The sequence below is a fragment of the Streptomyces liliiviolaceus genome (genome assembly GCF_018070025.1).
Lineage (GTDB): Bacteria > Actinomycetota > Actinomycetes > Streptomycetales > Streptomycetaceae > Streptomyces > Streptomyces liliiviolaceus.
In genome coordinates this window covers 1,365,577-1,379,809 of the sequence record NZ_JAGPYQ010000002.1, presented here as the reverse complement: position 1 = coordinate 1,379,809, position 14,233 = coordinate 1,365,577, and the positions used below count along the sequence as shown (strand labels likewise).

Here is a 14,233-nt window from a genome sequence, read left to right as displayed (position 1 = left end):
CGCCTCGCGAGCCGCCTGGCGTGGGCCGGGCGCGCACAGCGCCGACGCAGTCACAGGACAGCACAGCACAGCACCGACGCAGTCAAAGGAGACAGCGAGCATGACACTTCATGTGGGCATCGACGTCGGTGGGACCTTTACCGACGCCGTGGCGGTCGTCGACGGGGTCGCCGTACGGGGCAAGGCCTTCTCGACCAAGGACGTGACCACCGGAATCCTGGGCGCGCTGGCGGTGCTCCAGGAACGCGCGGGGATGACCGAGGCCGCCTTCTTCGCCGCCGTGGACCGCTTCGTGCTCGGCAACACCATCGTCACCAACGCGGTGGACGAACAGAAGTTCGCCCCCGTGGGACTGCTGACCACCCAGGGCTTCCGCGACACGCTGCGCATCGCCCGGTCGGCCCGTACCGACGAGCGCGACCCGCACAAGATGGCGGCGCCGCCGGACATCGTGGAGCGCCGCCGCATCATCGAGGTCGCTGAGCGGGTCGACGCGCACGGCACGGTGCTGGCGCCGCTCACCGACGAGGCGATCGCCGGCGCGGTCGACGCGGTGCTGGCGGCCGGCGCGCAGGCGATCGCCGTCTGTCTGCTCTGGTCGTTCCGCAACCCGGTGCACGAGAAGGCGATCGGGGAGTACCTGGACGCACACCACCCGGACGTCCCGTACACGCTCTCCAGCCGTCTCACTCCCGTGTACCGCGAGTACGAGCGCATGGTCACCACCGCGCTGGACGCCGCCGTCAAGCCGATCGTGGCGTCCCACTTCCACCAGCTCGCCGACGAGCTGCGCGGCCGGGGGCTGCGGGCACGGGTGCAGATCATGCAGGTGCACGGGGGATTCCTGTCGGTCGAGGAGACCAGCAAGGCCCCGATCCAGATGTTCAACTCCGGCCCGGTCGGCGGTGTCACCGGGGCCCGGCTGCTGGGCCGGCAGCTCGGCCGCCGACGCGTGCTGACCGCCGACATGGGCGGCACCAGCCTCGACGCGGCAGCGATCATCGACGACGAGTTCCGGCTGCTGCCGCGGGCCGAGATCGGCGGCCTGCCCACCAGCCTGACCGCCGTGGACATCGAGACCATCGGCGCCGGCGGCGGCAGCCTCGCCTGGGTCGACGGCCGCAACCTGCTGAGGGTCGGCCCGCACAGCGCGGGCTCCACCCCGGGCCCCGCCTGCTACGGCAAGGGCGGCACCCGCCCGGCCGTCACCGACGCGGCGCTGGTGCTCGGGCTCATCAACCCGCACTACTACCTCGGCGGCACCGTCCCCCTCTACGAGGACCAGGCCCGCGCCGCCCTGCGCGAGCACGTGGCCGAACCGCTGGGCATCACCGAGGACGCCGCGGCCGAAGGCGTCTACCGGCTGGCGACGTCGCAGATGTCCAACGCGCTGCGCAAGATCACGGTGAACCGGGGACACGATCCGCGCGAGTTCACCCTCGTCGGCTTCGGTGGCGCGTGCGGTCTGTTCGCCGCCGCCATCGCCGCCGAGGCGGGCGTGCGCGAAGTGGTCGTCCCGCGCAACGCCGCCGTGTTCTCCGCGCACGGCCTCATGCACGCCGACTCCGTGTTCTCCGCCGTACGCACGAGCCCCTGGACGATGGATCAGCCCGCCGCCGACCTGGACAAGGAGTTCACCGCCCTGGAGGAGCGTGCCCAGGCCTGGTTCGAGGCCGAGGGCATCCCCGAGGACCGGCGTGAACTCTTCCGCGAGGCCGACGTCAAGTTCATGGGCCAGATCTTCGAAGTCACCACCCGGCTGCCCGCGGGCACCTTCGGCGAAGCGGACAAGGCCGCGCTGCGGACGCAGTTCATCGCCGACTACGAGGAGGAGTTCGGCGCCGGAACCGCCTGGGCCGAGGCGGACATCCTGCTGGTCAACTCACGGGTACGGGCGATCGGGCGCAGCGACGTGCAGAAGGTCGAACGGGTCGCGGGCGGCGACGAGCGGCACGAGCTCAGCCGCCGCAAGGTCCTGGAGCCGCTCACCGGCAAGCGGCTGGAGATCGACGTGCACCGCGGATTCGCGGCCCTCGGCCGGGCCGAAGGGCCCTGCCTCCTGGAGGAGCCGGACACCACGGTGTACGTGCCGAGCGGTGCCACCGTCGCACTCACCGACGGCGGCGACTTCCTGATGCGCCTCGCCGACCGCTGACCTTCGCCCCGTCCGTCAAAGGAGACGACCATGAGTGGCACCCCGCACAACCTGCCCGACGGCTTCGACCCCGTGACCCTCGAAGTGATCCGCATGCGCCTGGACTCCATCGTGGAGGAGATGGGCATCGCGATGATCCGCTCGTCGGGCTCGCCGGTCATCACCGAGGCCGGCGACTTCAACACCGCGCTGTTCGACCCCACCGGCCGCATCTACGCCTACTCCGACTACGTCCAGTTCCACATCGGCTCCGGCAGCGTCGCCGTACGGAACCTGGTGGAGGCGATCGAGGGGGAGCAGCTGTCGCCCGGTGACGCGTTCATCAGCAACGACCCGCACACCGCCGGCGCCAGCCACCCGCCGGACACCAACGTCATCTCGCCGATCTTCCACGGCGACGAGCTGATCGGCTGGGCACAGTCGCAGGCGCACCTCATCGACGTCGGTGGCATGACCCCCGGCGGCTTCGCGCCCGGCGCCCACGACTGCTACGCCGAGGCGCTGCGGCTCCCGCCGGGCGTGAAGATCTTCGAGCGCGGCGAACCCGTCGAGTGGGTCCGCCGCATCCTCCTCAACAACGTCCGCGTACCCGCCCTGTTCTGGAACGACGTGCGCTCCCTCGTCGCCAGCAACAACACCGGCATCCGGCGGCTGCTGGCCACGACGGAGGAGTTCGGCCTCGACCGGTTCCGGGACTACACGAAGCTGTCCTTCGAGCTGGCCGAGCAGGTCGTGCGCGACCGCGTCCGCGAGATCCCCGACGGCACCTACGCCGCCGAGGAGTGGACGGAGCACAACGGACACGTCGACGAGCTCTACCGCGTCGCCTGCACGATGACCAAGCGCGACGACCAGGTGACCTTCGACTTCACCGGCTCCAGCGAGCAGACCGACGGCTTCGTCAACTGCAGCTACGGTGCGCTCGTCGGCAGTGTCGCCAGCGCCATCGTGCCGATCCTCGCGTGGGACGTCCCCTTCAACGAAGGGGTCATGACCGCGTTCGACATCGTCGCCGAGCCCGGTTCGATCGTGAATCCGCGCCCTCCGGCGCCGATCAGCAACGGGCACCTGACGACCGGCGCCCGGGTCAGCCGCGTCATCACGAAACTGATGAACGAGGCGTGCCGCACCAGCGGTGACGACGTCATCCGCGACCGCACCCAGGGTGTCTGGGGCGACTCGTGGACGGGCGGCATCTCCGCGGGCACCACCGACGACGGCGAGTACTTCGTGCTGTTCAACATGGACGGCGGAGGCATGGGCGCCGGTGCCCAGCCGGAGAGCGACGGGCTCGACTGCGCGGGCATGATGACCCAGGTCAACAACATGCTGCCGGACGTCGAGATGAACGAGATGCTCTACCCGGTGCTCTACCTGTGGAAGCAGCTCAACGTCGAGAGCGCCGGACACGGCGCCCACCGCGGCGGCCTCGGCCTGCGCTTCGCGTGGACCCTGCACGGGGCACAGGAGGTCACCCAGACCGTGTTCGCCCCCAACGCCCAGGTGACCGCCGACGGCTTCGGCGGGGGACTGCCCGGCGGCGGCAGCGGCCACGAGGTCTGGCGCCGCAGCAACGTCGCCGACCTCCTCACCGAGGGCCGGGTGCCCGACCCCGGCACCCTGGACAGCGCGGAGCGCGAGCTGCTCGCCATCAACCAGCAGTCCGTCAGCATCCGCGACGGCGACGTGCTGGTGCAGTGGATCGCCGGCGGAGGCGGCTACGGCGACCCTCTGCTCCGCGACCCGGAGCTCGTCGCCGCCGACGTCCGGGACGGATACGTGACCGAGGGGACCGCGCGGCGCACCTATGGCGTGGTCGTCACCGACGGGGCCGCCGACGAGTCGGCCACCACGCGGGCGCGCGCCGCGCTGCGCGAGGAACGCCTCGGCGGCAGCCCCGAGCGGCCCGTTCCGGCGGACTCCCCGGCCCGGGCCTCCGCACCACAGCGCGACGCCGACGGCTGGCACGTGCCGGCCAGCGGTGCCCGCCTGGGTACGGGCGACGACTGGCACGACCTCGCACACAAGGTCACCCATGTCGCGGCCGACCGGCTCGCCGAGCACGGAGTGCGCGTCCGCCCCCGCACCGACGGCTGGAAGATCGTCATCGACGAGTTCTACAGTCCCTCGTGCGGCACCCTCCTCGATGCCCGTGTCCGGGTGGACACCGGCGAGAGCTGACCGAGAACAGAAGCAAGGAACCAACATGACCTTCAACGACGCCGGGCCCTTCGCGGGCATGCTGCCCGGAGGACTGTCCGAGGGCGCGCTGCGCGGTGTGGTCGTCCTCGACATCACACGGGTGGTGGCGGGGCCGTTCTGCTCGATGCTGCTGGCGGATCTCGGCGCGACCGTGATCAAGATCGAGAACCCGAAGGAGCCGGACTACGCCCGGGACTTCCCGCCCAAGCTCACGGCGGACTCCGGCGAGGAGTTCAGCGGGTTCTTCGCGCAGTTCAACCGGAACAAGTTCGGCCTGACCATCGATCTGTCGACCGACGGGGGCAAGGAGCTCCTCAAGAAGCTGGTGCGGCGCGCCGACGTCCTCGTGGAGAACTTCCGGCCGGGCACCATGGACAAGCTCGGCGTCGGCTACGACGTCCTGCGCCAGGAGAACCCGCGCCTGGTCTACACGGCGATCTCCGGCTACGGGCAGAACGGCCCGTACCGGCGCCGGCCCGCCTACGACAACAGCGCGCAGGCAACCGGCGGCCTGTGGTCGATGAACGGCTTCCCCGACCGGCCGCCGGCCCGGGTCGGCACCATCATCGGCGACCTCTCCGCGACGCTGTACGCGGTCATCGGCACCCTGGCGGCCCTGCGGCACGCGGAGAAGACGGGCCAGGGGCAGATGGTCGACATCTCCCAGCAGGACTCGGTGCTCAGCCTCACCGAGAACGCGGTCGTGTCCTACACGGTCGACGGCAAGGTCCCCGGCCCCCTGGGCAACGAGCACCCGTTCGTCAAGCCCTACGAGCTGTACCCGTGCAAGGACGGATTCGTCTTCTTCGGCGGCTACACCGACAAGTTCTGGCGGCTGTCCTGTCAGCTGTTCGGACAGCCCGAACTCGCCGACGACCCCGAGATCGACACCATGGCCAAGCGGTTCACGCCCGAGGTGTACGAACGCCGGGTCCGGCCGCTGCTGCACCGGTGGTTCGAGGACAGGACGAAGACCGAGCTTGAGGAGATCGTCGGGGACGCCGTACCGCTGAGCGCGATCAAGGACATCGCCGAGGTCGTCGCGGACCCGCAGATCGCCGCGCGCGACATGGTCGTCGACGTCGACTATCCCGACTTCGGCGAGCTGCGGATGTTCGGATCACCGGTCAAGCTCGGGGACACGCCCACCCAGCCGCGGGGACTCGCGCCGAGGGTCGGCGAACACTCGGACACCGTCCTGCGGGCACTCGCCGACCTCGACGAGGACGCGATCGCACGGCTGCGGGCAGAGGGAGCCGTCTGATGGGCGGCATCACCCTCGACAGGGACGGCGACGTCGCGATCGTGCGCTTCGACCGCCCGGCGAAGCTCAACGCCCTCACCCTCGCGATGTACGACGAACTCGGCGCGGCCTTCGCCGAGGTCCGCGACAACGACGCGTTCGCCGTCGCGGTCCTCACCGGCAGCGGCGACCGGGCCTTCTGCGTGGGCGCCGACCTCACCGAGTCCATCCCGGCGCTGGCGGAGGGCCGCTTCGACATCTCGCGCTGGGACGCCGCGCACCAGAAGCACACCTCGCTGTTCAAGCCGGTCATCGCCGCGGTGAACGGCCTGTGCCTCGGCGGCGGCTTCGAGATCATGCTGTCCACCGACATCAGGATCGCGGCCGACACGGCGCAGTTCGGCCTCCCCGAGAGCGGCGTCGGCGTCGTGCCGGCCGGCGGTACGCTCACCAGGCTCACCCGCCAGATCCCGTACGCGTGGGCGATGGAACTGATGCTCCAGGGCGACCGCGTCACGGCCGAGCAGGCGCTGCGCTACGGGCTGCTCAACGAGGTGGTCCCCGCCGCCGACCTCCTCGACGCGGCCCTGCACCGCGCCCATCGGCTCGCCACGCGCAGCGGCACCGCCCTGCGGACCATCAAGGAGGCCGTGCTCCGCCTCGGCGACCTCCCGCAGGACCAGGCTTTCCACAGCGAGGCCCTCTACGGGCAGAAGGCCTTCACCTCACCGGACGCCCGTGAGGGGCTGAGCGCGTTCACCGAACGCCGCGAGCCCGACTTCCCCTCCCGCCCCCGACCATGACGCCCGTGGCCGGCGCGAGCGCGCCGGCCACCACGGGTCGGGCCCGCCGGCCGGCTCAGTCGTGATGAGGCGCATCGGGAGCAGCACGAGGGCGGCGGCTGCCGGGCTTCCGGCCGCCGTCGTTGGCCGTGAGCCAGCTCGACAGCTGCCGTACGGCCGCGTCGATCTCCTCGTGCGCGTAGTGATCGGGGTCCCAGCCGGCGTACAGCGAGATGGCCAGCGGACGGCCCTGGCCGGTCAGAGGGCGCACGCTCAGGTCGAACTGCGGATGGTCGACGACGACGCAGACGCCGTGGCCCGCGGCGGCCAGGGCCTGCGCCATGGCCTCGGACTGCGGCTCGAAGGCGGGCCTCAGCGGTGTGCTCTGCTCGTACAGGGTGGTGTCGAGGGCGCGCCGTACGGCGCTGGCCCGGCTGCTGACGATGACCGGGTGGGCGAGCAGACTCGCCAGCTCCAGGTCGCCGCCGCCCTCCTGGGCGATGGGGTGCGAGGCGGGCATCTGGGCACTGATCCGACGGCCCCCCAGCCGCCGCGCCGCCATGCCGCCGGGCGGCGGACCGGTGGAGATGCCGATGTCGACGTCCCCGGCCAGCAGTCGCTCGTACACCTGGTCCGGCTCGCAGCCCCGGGCGTCGGTGAAGGGGCCGCCGAGCTCGGCGACGTACGGGGCGATGAGGTGCGTGATGGTGGAGTTGGGGCAGGCCACGCGGAACTGGAGCGGGCTCTGCCCGGACACGGCCTGAAGCAGCTCCGTGCCCTGCGCGGCGCGCAGCGTGAGATCCCTGGCCACGGGTACGAAGCGGCGTCCGGCCGCCGTGAGCTGCACCCCCGTGCTGGTGCGCCGGAGCAGCTCCGCGCCCAGTTCCCGTTCGAGGGAGCGCAACTGCCGCGAGACGGAGGGCTGGGCCACATGGACGCGCGCGGCGGCGGCCGTCATCGAGCCGGTGTCCACCACCGCCAGGAAATACCGCAGGACCCGCAGTTCCATCGTGCCTCCGTCGTGCCGCGGCCGCGTCGCCGCCGCGCCTCCACCGCTCAGTCCCGCCACCGTATCCCCGCTCGGCCACGGCCATGCCTTCGAGGTATGACCGTACAGCTCAGAAGGTACTGGACCGTATGGCCGGTGGGCCACGAAACTATGGCCGACCGGACAACACCGTTCGAACGGGCACCCGCAGCGTCGCGGTCAACGCAGGACCTCGTGCCGCCTCGCGCCGCGCACAGGTCACATCCCCCGCCGGCACCGCCGCTTATTCCCGGAGTCAGCCATGCCCCAGACCACATCCACCGCCGGCCGCAAAGCCAGACAGGCCACCACCGCGTCCTTCATCGGGACCGCCGTCGAGTGGTACGACTTCTACATCTACGGCACCGCCACCGCCCTGGTGTTCGGCAAGCTGTTCTTCCCCACCGCCAGTCCCACCGCCGGCACCCTCGCGGCCTTCGCCACCTTCTGGGTCGGCTTCCTGGCCCGCCCGCTGGGCGGACTGATCTTCGGCCACATCGGTGACCGCGTGGGACGCAAGAACGTCCTCGTCACCACCCTCGTCCTGATGGGGACCGCCACCACCCTCATCGGCCTGCTGCCCACCTACGCCACCATCGGCGCCGCCGCACCGGTCCTGCTCGTCCTGCTCCGCGCCGTACAGGGCATCGCGGTCGGCGGCGAATGGGGTGGCGCGGTGCTCATGGCCACCGAGAACGCCGAGCACAAGCGCCGCGGCTTCGCGGGCATGTGGGTCCAGCAGGGCTCGCCGGCCGGGTCCATCCTGGCCACCCTCGTCTTCATCGCCGTCGGAAACCTGCCCGACGACGCCTTCATGACGTGGGGCTGGCGCGTCCCCTTCCTGCTCTCCGCCGTGCTGGTGATCATCGGTCTGGTGATCCGGCTGAAGGTCACCGAGTCCACCGACTTCGAGAAGGCCAGGCAGCAGGAGGACGCCACCCCGAAGATTCCCGTGGTCGAGCTGTTCCGCACCTCCCGCGTGCTGGTCCTGCTCGGTGTGGGTGCCAGCGCCATGGGCATCTCGTCCGCCTACTTCACCAACACCTTCGTGCTGTCCTGGGCCACCAGCGACCTGGGCGTGCACCGGCAGACCATGCTCGACATCCTGCTGATCCTCGCCGTTCTGCAGTTCCTGTGGCAGCCGCTCGCGGCACTCCTCGCCCAGCGCGTGGGAACGGTACGGGTGATGGCGGGCGCCCTGATCGCCAACATCGTCGTCGCGGTGCCGATGTTCCTCCTGATCGCCACCCGCAACAGCACACTGATCGGGGTGGGGCTGGCCCTGGGCGTGCTCACCGGATGCAGCTACTACGCGCTGCTGGCCGGCTTCCTGTCCCAGGCGTTCCCGGTCAAGGTCCGCTACACCGGCGTCTCCCTGGCCTACCAGCTGTGCAGCACGATCATCGGCGGCTCCACCCCCTTCGTCGCCCAGTGGCTGCTCACCCGGGGCGCGGGCCACTGGCCGGTGGTCGGCTACTACATCACGCTCCTGCTGCTGACCACCGTCTGCGTGCTGGCCCTGGCCCGGTACCGCTCGGGCCCCCGCGACGACACCTCGGGGACCGACGCCCGTGAGCGGGAGAGCCTCCCCACCGTCGCGTAGGCCGGCCACACGCTCGAACCCCCTTCCTAGGACGCAGTCATGCACTTGGACGCACTGTTCACCAACGGCCGTTTCACCACGCTCGACGCGGACCGGCCCACCGCACACACCCTCGGGGTCTTCGGGGGCCGGATCGTCGGCCTCGACGAAGAGGTCGCCGGCTGTACCGCCGACCGGGTCCACGACCTGGGCGGAGCCCCGGCGGTGCCCGGCTTCAACGACGCCCACCAGCACCTGAGCATGCGAGGCCGCCGCCTCCTCGAACTCGACCTGCACGCGCGGACCGTCCCCACCCTCGACGCCCTCTACGCCGCCGTACGCGAGCGGGCGGCACGGCTGGGCCCCGACGAGTGGCTCTTCGGCGCGGGCTACGACCAGAACAAGATCGGCGCCCACCCCACGGCCGAAGCCCTGGACGAAGCGGCCCAGGGGCGCCCCGTGTGGCTGGAGCACGTCTCCTGCCACATGGGCGTGGGCAACACCGCGGCCTTCACCCGCGCCGGCTTCACCGACCGGCTGGGTGTCCCCGACATCGACGGCGGCCATGTCGAACGCGACCCGGACGGCAGGGCGGTCGGCCTGCTCCAGGAAACCGCCCAGCACCTGGTGACCCGGGCGTTCCGCCCCTCGCCCCTCGACTCGGTCGTCGCCGCAATCAAGGCAGGCAACGACCAGGGCGTGAGCGAGGGCATCACCAGCCTCACCGAGCCGGGCATCGCCGCCGCCGAACACGTCGGACACGGCCCCGCCGACCTGCACGCCTTCCACCGGGCCGTCCAGGAAGGCGCACTGAGCATCCGTACCACGGTCATGCCCTACATGACCGTCCTGCACGACATGGGAGCCGTCGGTGACGGTGACACCTGGTTCGGGCTGGACCTGGGCCTGCGCAGCGGATTCGGCGACGACCGACTGAAGATCGGCGCCACCAAGATCGCCACGGACGGCTCGCTCATCGGCCGCTCGGCACACATGTGCTGCGGCTACCAGGACGAACCCGACAACGTCGGCTTCCTCCAGTTCGACGAACAGTGGCTGCACCGCACGATCACCGAGGCGCACCGGTGCGGCTGGCAGATCGCCGCCCACGCCATCGGGGACGCCGCCATCGACGTCGTCCTGGACGCCTTCGAGGCCGCGCAGGCCGCCCATCCGCGCCGGGACGCGCGCCACCGCATCGAGCACTTCGCCGTCGCCTCCGACAAGCAGGTCCGCCGTCTGGTGGACAACGGCGTCGTCCCCGTCCCGCAGGGGCGCTTCGTCTCCGAGATCGGCGACGGAATGATCACCGCGCTGGGTCCCGAACGCGCCGAACTCTGCTACCGCATGCGCAGCCTCCTGGACGCCGGGGCCGTCCTTCCCGGCAGCAGTGACGCCCCGGTCGCGCACGGCAGCCCGCTGCTCGGCATCCACGACATGGTCAACCGCCGTACCGCGGGCGGCGCCCCGCTGGCCCCCGCCGAGGCGCTCACCCCCGAACAGGCCCTGTACGCCTACACCGTGGGCTCCGCCTACGCCGAACACGCCGACGACCGCAAGGGCCGCCTCTCCCGCGGCATGCTGGCGGACTTCGCCGTCCTCTCGGACGACCTGCTGGCCGTCGACCCGCAGCGGATCGACACCCTGTCCGTCGGTGCCACGGTGATCGGCGGAGCCGTGGTCCACGACACCGGCGCCCTGTCCGGGTAGTCGTCACTCCTCGGGTATTCGTCACTCCCTGGGACCGACTCCCGTGTGGGCCGGTCGTTCGCCTCGGCGTCGGTCGAGGCGAACGACCGGCCTTTTCGGGCCGACGTGCGGGGCGCGACCGCCATGTGCACTTTGGCGCCGCGCATCGCGACGAGGTGGGCCGGAGAGCATGTCGGCCCGCCTCCGGAGTCCACCCACGGCTAAGGTCAACGCCGTCGCAGCGGTGATCGGTGTGGGAGGACGCAGTTGCCAGGACAGGGCGGTTTCGGTGCCGGTCAGCTGACTTCCCCGTCCGGACCGTCCGGACCCTCCGGCCCGCCTTCCCCGCCCGGGCCGCGGCTCGTCGGCCGGGACCGTGAAGTCGCCCTGCTGGAGGCGGCGTTGGACCGATCCGCCGTGGTGCTCATCGAGGGTGAGGCGGGGATCGGCAAGACCCGGCTGCTGCGTGAGTTCCTCGTCTCCCGTACCGGGCGCGGGCTCCGCACCCTGATAGGGACCTGCCCCGAGCTGCGTGTCCCGCACACCCTCGGCGCGGTCGTGGACGCCGTCCGCGACGGGGTCGTCGATGTGGCGGAACTGGGGCTCAGCGGTCTGGGCGGTGCGCTGCGGCCGCTGTTCCCCGAATGGGCGGCCGAACTCCCCGCGCCGCCGGAGCCGTTGCAGGACCCGACCGCGGCCCGCCATCGGTTGTTCCGCGCGTTCGCCGAGATCCTGACCCGCCTCGAAGGGGCGGTCCTGGTGCTTGAGGACGTGCACTGGGCGGACGAGACCACCCTGGAGTTCCTGCTGTTCCTGGTCTCCCGCCGACCTCTGCCGGTACGGCTGGTGGCGACCTACCGGCGCGATGAAGTGCCCCTCGGATCAACGTTGTTGAGGCTGTCCTCCCGGCCGCCCGCGGACGCGCACCTGACCCGGCTGACCCTCGAACCCCTGGAGCCGGGCGACACCGCCACCCTCGTCTCCTCGATGCTGGCCGGCGAGCAGGTGTCGACGGAGTTCACGGCCTTCCTGCACGAGCGGACGGCGGGCATACCCCTGGTCGTCGAGGAGTCGGTGCGGTTCATGCTCGACCGGGGCGACCTCGTCCGGCACGGCGGCGGCTGGACGCGCCGCCGCACGGACCGCTGCGAGGTGCCGCCCACGGTCCGCGACGCCGTGCTCCAGCGCGCCGGACGGCTCGGGCCCGACCCCCGCACGGTCCTGTACGCGATGTCGGTGCTGGCCGCACCGGCCGACCTCGCCACGCTGACGGCGGTGACCGGTCTGGCGCAGGAGCGGTTCGCCGGTCAGGCGGCCGACGCCCTGGGATGCGGTCTGCTGCGGGAGAGCGGGCCGGGGCAGTGGTCGTTCCGGCATCCGACGGCCTGCCAGGCCGTCCACGAGGCCGTCCCGTCCCAGGAGCGGCGGGTCATGCACCTGCGGGCGGGCCGGGCGCTGGAGAGGTGGCCGGTGCCGCCCGTGGAGCGCCTGGCCCGGCACTTCCGGCTCGCCGGGGACGCCGAGGCGTCGTCGAAGTACACGGAGCGGGCGGCCGGCCTCAGTGCCCGGTCCGGTGACGTGGCCACGGCGGCGCTGCTGCTGCACGACCTGGTCACGACCGTCGCCCTGCCGGCCGAGGCGCTGGTACGGCTGGTGGCGGGGATCCAGTTCCAGACGCTGCCCGGCTCCGATCCGCACTCGGAGGTCATAGATTCCTTACGGTCGGCGCTCGCGACCCAGGCCCTGACGTCACGACAGGAGGCATCGGTCCGCTTCCAGATCGGCAGGGTGCTCATGGTGGCGGGCGAGATCGAGGTCGGCCGGCTGGAAGTCCTGCGCGCGGTGCCCCACCTGGCGGTCGACTCGCCCGAGGCGGCGCGGGCCCGCACCCTGCTGGCCCTGCCGCTCGGCAAGGCGCTGCCGGCCTCGGAGCATCTGAAGTGGCTGTACGAGGCGCCCGCGGTGGTGCCCTCGATCGCCCCGGGCGACCGTCTGCTGCGGGCGGTGGAGCACGCCTTCGCCCTGCTCATGCTCGGCGAGGAGGCAGGGTGGGCCGCGGCCCGGACGATTCCCGACGAGGCGGCCGGTCCCGAAGAGGCGTCCGTCGTGGCGACCGGCCACGCGAACGTGGGGGAGGAGGCCATGCGGTGGGGGCGCTACGACGAGGCCGGAACGCGGCTGGCCAGATCCCTGGCCCTCGCCGAGCGGTACGGACTGTCCGGCCATCTCGACAGCATCGCCGCGACCAGGGCCCACCTGGACTGGTTCACCGGTACGTGGACGGGGCTCGCCGACCGGACGGCGCGGCTGCTCGACGACGACAGCGGCGTACGGCTGAAGGACCGGTGCGAGGCGGCTCTCGTGGCGGGCCTGGTCCGGGCCTGCGGCGGGGAGCGGGAGGAGGCCGGGGAGTTGTTGCGTTTCGCCGCGCGTGACGATCAGCAGCGTTTCGAGGCCGCCGCGGCACTCGCCCGGCTGGCGCTGCGCGACGGTGATGTCGACGAGGCGCTCCGTCTCACCGAGGAGCCGGCCGCGATCACCGTCGACGGTGGTATCTGGCCCCGCGCCGTCGAGGTCGCCCCGGTACGGGTGAGCGCCCTGCTGGCCGCGGACCGGGACGCCGACGCGGCCCGTCTGGCTGCCGCCTTCGCCCGCGCCGTGGGCGACAGGGACGCCCCGGCGGCGCGGGCGTCCGTGGTGACGTGCCGTGCGCTGCTGGCCGAGGCCCTGGGCCCGGCGGGCGACGCGGAGGCGTTGTTCGCCGAGGCGGCACAGGCGTGGGGGACACTGCCCCGCCCGTACGACGTACTGCTCGCCCGGGAGCGCCAGGCGCGCTGTCTGCTCGTCTCCGGCCGGCAGGATGCGGGCGTGCGGATGCTGTCCGAGGTGTCGCGGCAGTTGGCGGAGCTGGGTGCCCGGGACGACGCCGCCCGGTCGGCGCTGTTCCTGAACGCACGGGGATGGGACGCCCGCAAGGCGCGCGGCCGGGGGAGGCCCAGCTACGGGGACCAGTTGTCCCCGCGCGAACTGGCGGTCACGCGCCTGCTGGCGCGGGGCAGGACGAACCGGCAGATCTCCGAGGCGCTGACGGTGTCGACGCAGACCGTGGCCAGCCAGGTGAAGTCGGCGATGCGCAAACTGCGGGTGACGTCACGGACCTCGCTCGCGATCCGGCTCGTGGAGCTGGGGCTCGTGGACGAACAGACGCAGCCGGCGGCGGGCGACGAGTAAATTCGGCGGCCCGCGGTCGGCACGAAACAAATGCGGGCCGGAGGGCGCCGGTATTAATTCCCGCATCTGAGCGATCGAGCGGGGGACGGAGCCCGTTCCACAATCATGGTCATGCCACGGTCATGTCACACGGTCGCCCCGCCCGCACCGGGGCGGATATCGGCACGGATTCCCTGACACCCCGAACCGACGCGTGTGGCGCGGGACTTGTGTCCCCCGACTGATGTGTCACTCCAGCAAGACGGCCGGATCCGCCCCACAAGTCGGCCGGATCCGCGGCCGGTTGGAGCTCCCGGACGCCCCCATCGCCCGGAAACACCTG

8 protein-coding genes are annotated in these 14,233 nt (G+C 71.7%); 7 read left to right on the top strand and 1 reads right to left on the bottom strand.

Features of this window, described 5'->3' with window-relative positions:
* Window positions 1-100: 100 nt before the first annotated feature.
* The 4 genes from J8N05_RS41425 to J8N05_RS41410 are packed head-to-tail and all read left to right on the top strand — an operon-like array spanning window position 101 to window position 6,403.
* Window positions 101-2,155 carry a hydantoinase/oxoprolinase family protein gene (locus J8N05_RS41425; RefSeq protein WP_210892409.1) on the top strand — a complete coding sequence of 685 codons (2,055 nt, stop codon included), beginning with the start codon at window positions 101-103 and terminating at the stop codon, window positions 2,153-2,155.
* 30 nt (window positions 2,156-2,185) lie between these two features.
* Window positions 2,186-4,336: a hydantoinase B/oxoprolinase family protein gene (locus tag J8N05_RS41420; protein WP_210892407.1), complete on the top strand. Its 2,151-nt coding sequence runs from the start codon at window positions 2,186-2,188 to the stop codon at window positions 4,334-4,336.
* 25 nt (window positions 4,337-4,361) lie between these two features.
* A complete protein-coding gene (locus J8N05_RS41415) occupies window positions 4,362-5,621 on the top strand; it encodes a CaiB/BaiF CoA transferase family protein (protein WP_210892405.1) in 1,260 nt (419 codons plus the stop codon).
* Entirely contained in the window at window positions 5,621-6,403 is a 783-nt protein-coding gene (locus J8N05_RS41410; protein ID WP_210892402.1) for an enoyl-CoA hydratase/isomerase family protein, read from the top strand. Before J8N05_RS41415 ends, J8N05_RS41410 begins: the two co-directional genes overlap by 1 nt.
* 55 nt (window positions 6,404-6,458) lie before the next feature.
* Here J8N05_RS41410 and J8N05_RS41405 read toward each other — a convergent pair whose 3' ends face one another.
* Window positions 6,459-7,391, bottom strand: coding sequence for a LysR family transcriptional regulator (locus tag J8N05_RS41405; protein WP_210892400.1), 933 nt, complete (start codon window positions 7,389-7,391; stop codon window positions 6,459-6,461).
* Between the two features lie 280 nt (window positions 7,392-7,671).
* Here J8N05_RS41405 and J8N05_RS41400 point away from each other — a divergent pair, with 280 nt between their 5' ends.
* From J8N05_RS41400 to J8N05_RS41390, 3 genes are all read left to right on the top strand, one after another.
* On the top strand, window positions 7,672-9,012 hold the full coding sequence (locus J8N05_RS41400; protein ID WP_210892398.1) for an MFS transporter: 1,341 nt from the start codon (window positions 7,672-7,674) through the stop codon (window positions 9,010-9,012).
* Between the two features lie 39 nt (window positions 9,013-9,051).
* A complete protein-coding gene (locus J8N05_RS41395; protein WP_210892396.1) occupies window positions 9,052-10,701 on the top strand; it encodes an amidohydrolase in 1,650 nt (549 codons plus the stop codon).
* 246 nt (window positions 10,702-10,947) lie between these two features.
* Window positions 10,948-13,911 (top strand): helix-turn-helix transcriptional regulator, encoded by a 2,964-nt coding sequence (locus J8N05_RS41390; protein ID WP_210892394.1) that lies wholly within the window; start codon window positions 10,948-10,950, stop codon window positions 13,909-13,911.
* The last annotated feature ends 322 nt before the right edge of the window (window positions 13,912-14,233 follow it).

What these genes read in the sequence shown, in the direction of transcription:
- J8N05_RS41405 (WP_210892400.1), bottom strand. Translation starts at nt 7,391, where the DNA reads ATGGAACTGCGGGTCCTGCGGTATTTCCTGGCGGTGGTGGACACCGGC.
- J8N05_RS41425 (WP_210892409.1), top strand. Translation starts at nt 101, where the DNA reads ATGACACTTCATGTGGGCATCGACGTCGGTGGGACCTTTACCGACGCC.
- J8N05_RS41410 (WP_210892402.1), top strand. Translation starts at nt 5,621, where the DNA reads ATGGGCGGCATCACCCTCGACAGGGACGGCGACGTCGCGATCGTGCGC.
- J8N05_RS41400 (WP_210892398.1), top strand. Translation starts at nt 7,672, where the DNA reads ATGCCCCAGACCACATCCACCGCCGGCCGCAAAGCCAGACAGGCCACC.
- J8N05_RS41420 (WP_210892407.1), top strand. Translation starts at nt 2,186, where the DNA reads ATGAGTGGCACCCCGCACAACCTGCCCGACGGCTTCGACCCCGTGACC.
- J8N05_RS41415 (WP_210892405.1), top strand. Translation starts at nt 4,362, where the DNA reads ATGACCTTCAACGACGCCGGGCCCTTCGCGGGCATGCTGCCCGGAGGA.
- J8N05_RS41395 (WP_210892396.1), top strand. Translation starts at nt 9,052, where the DNA reads ATGCACTTGGACGCACTGTTCACCAACGGCCGTTTCACCACGCTCGAC.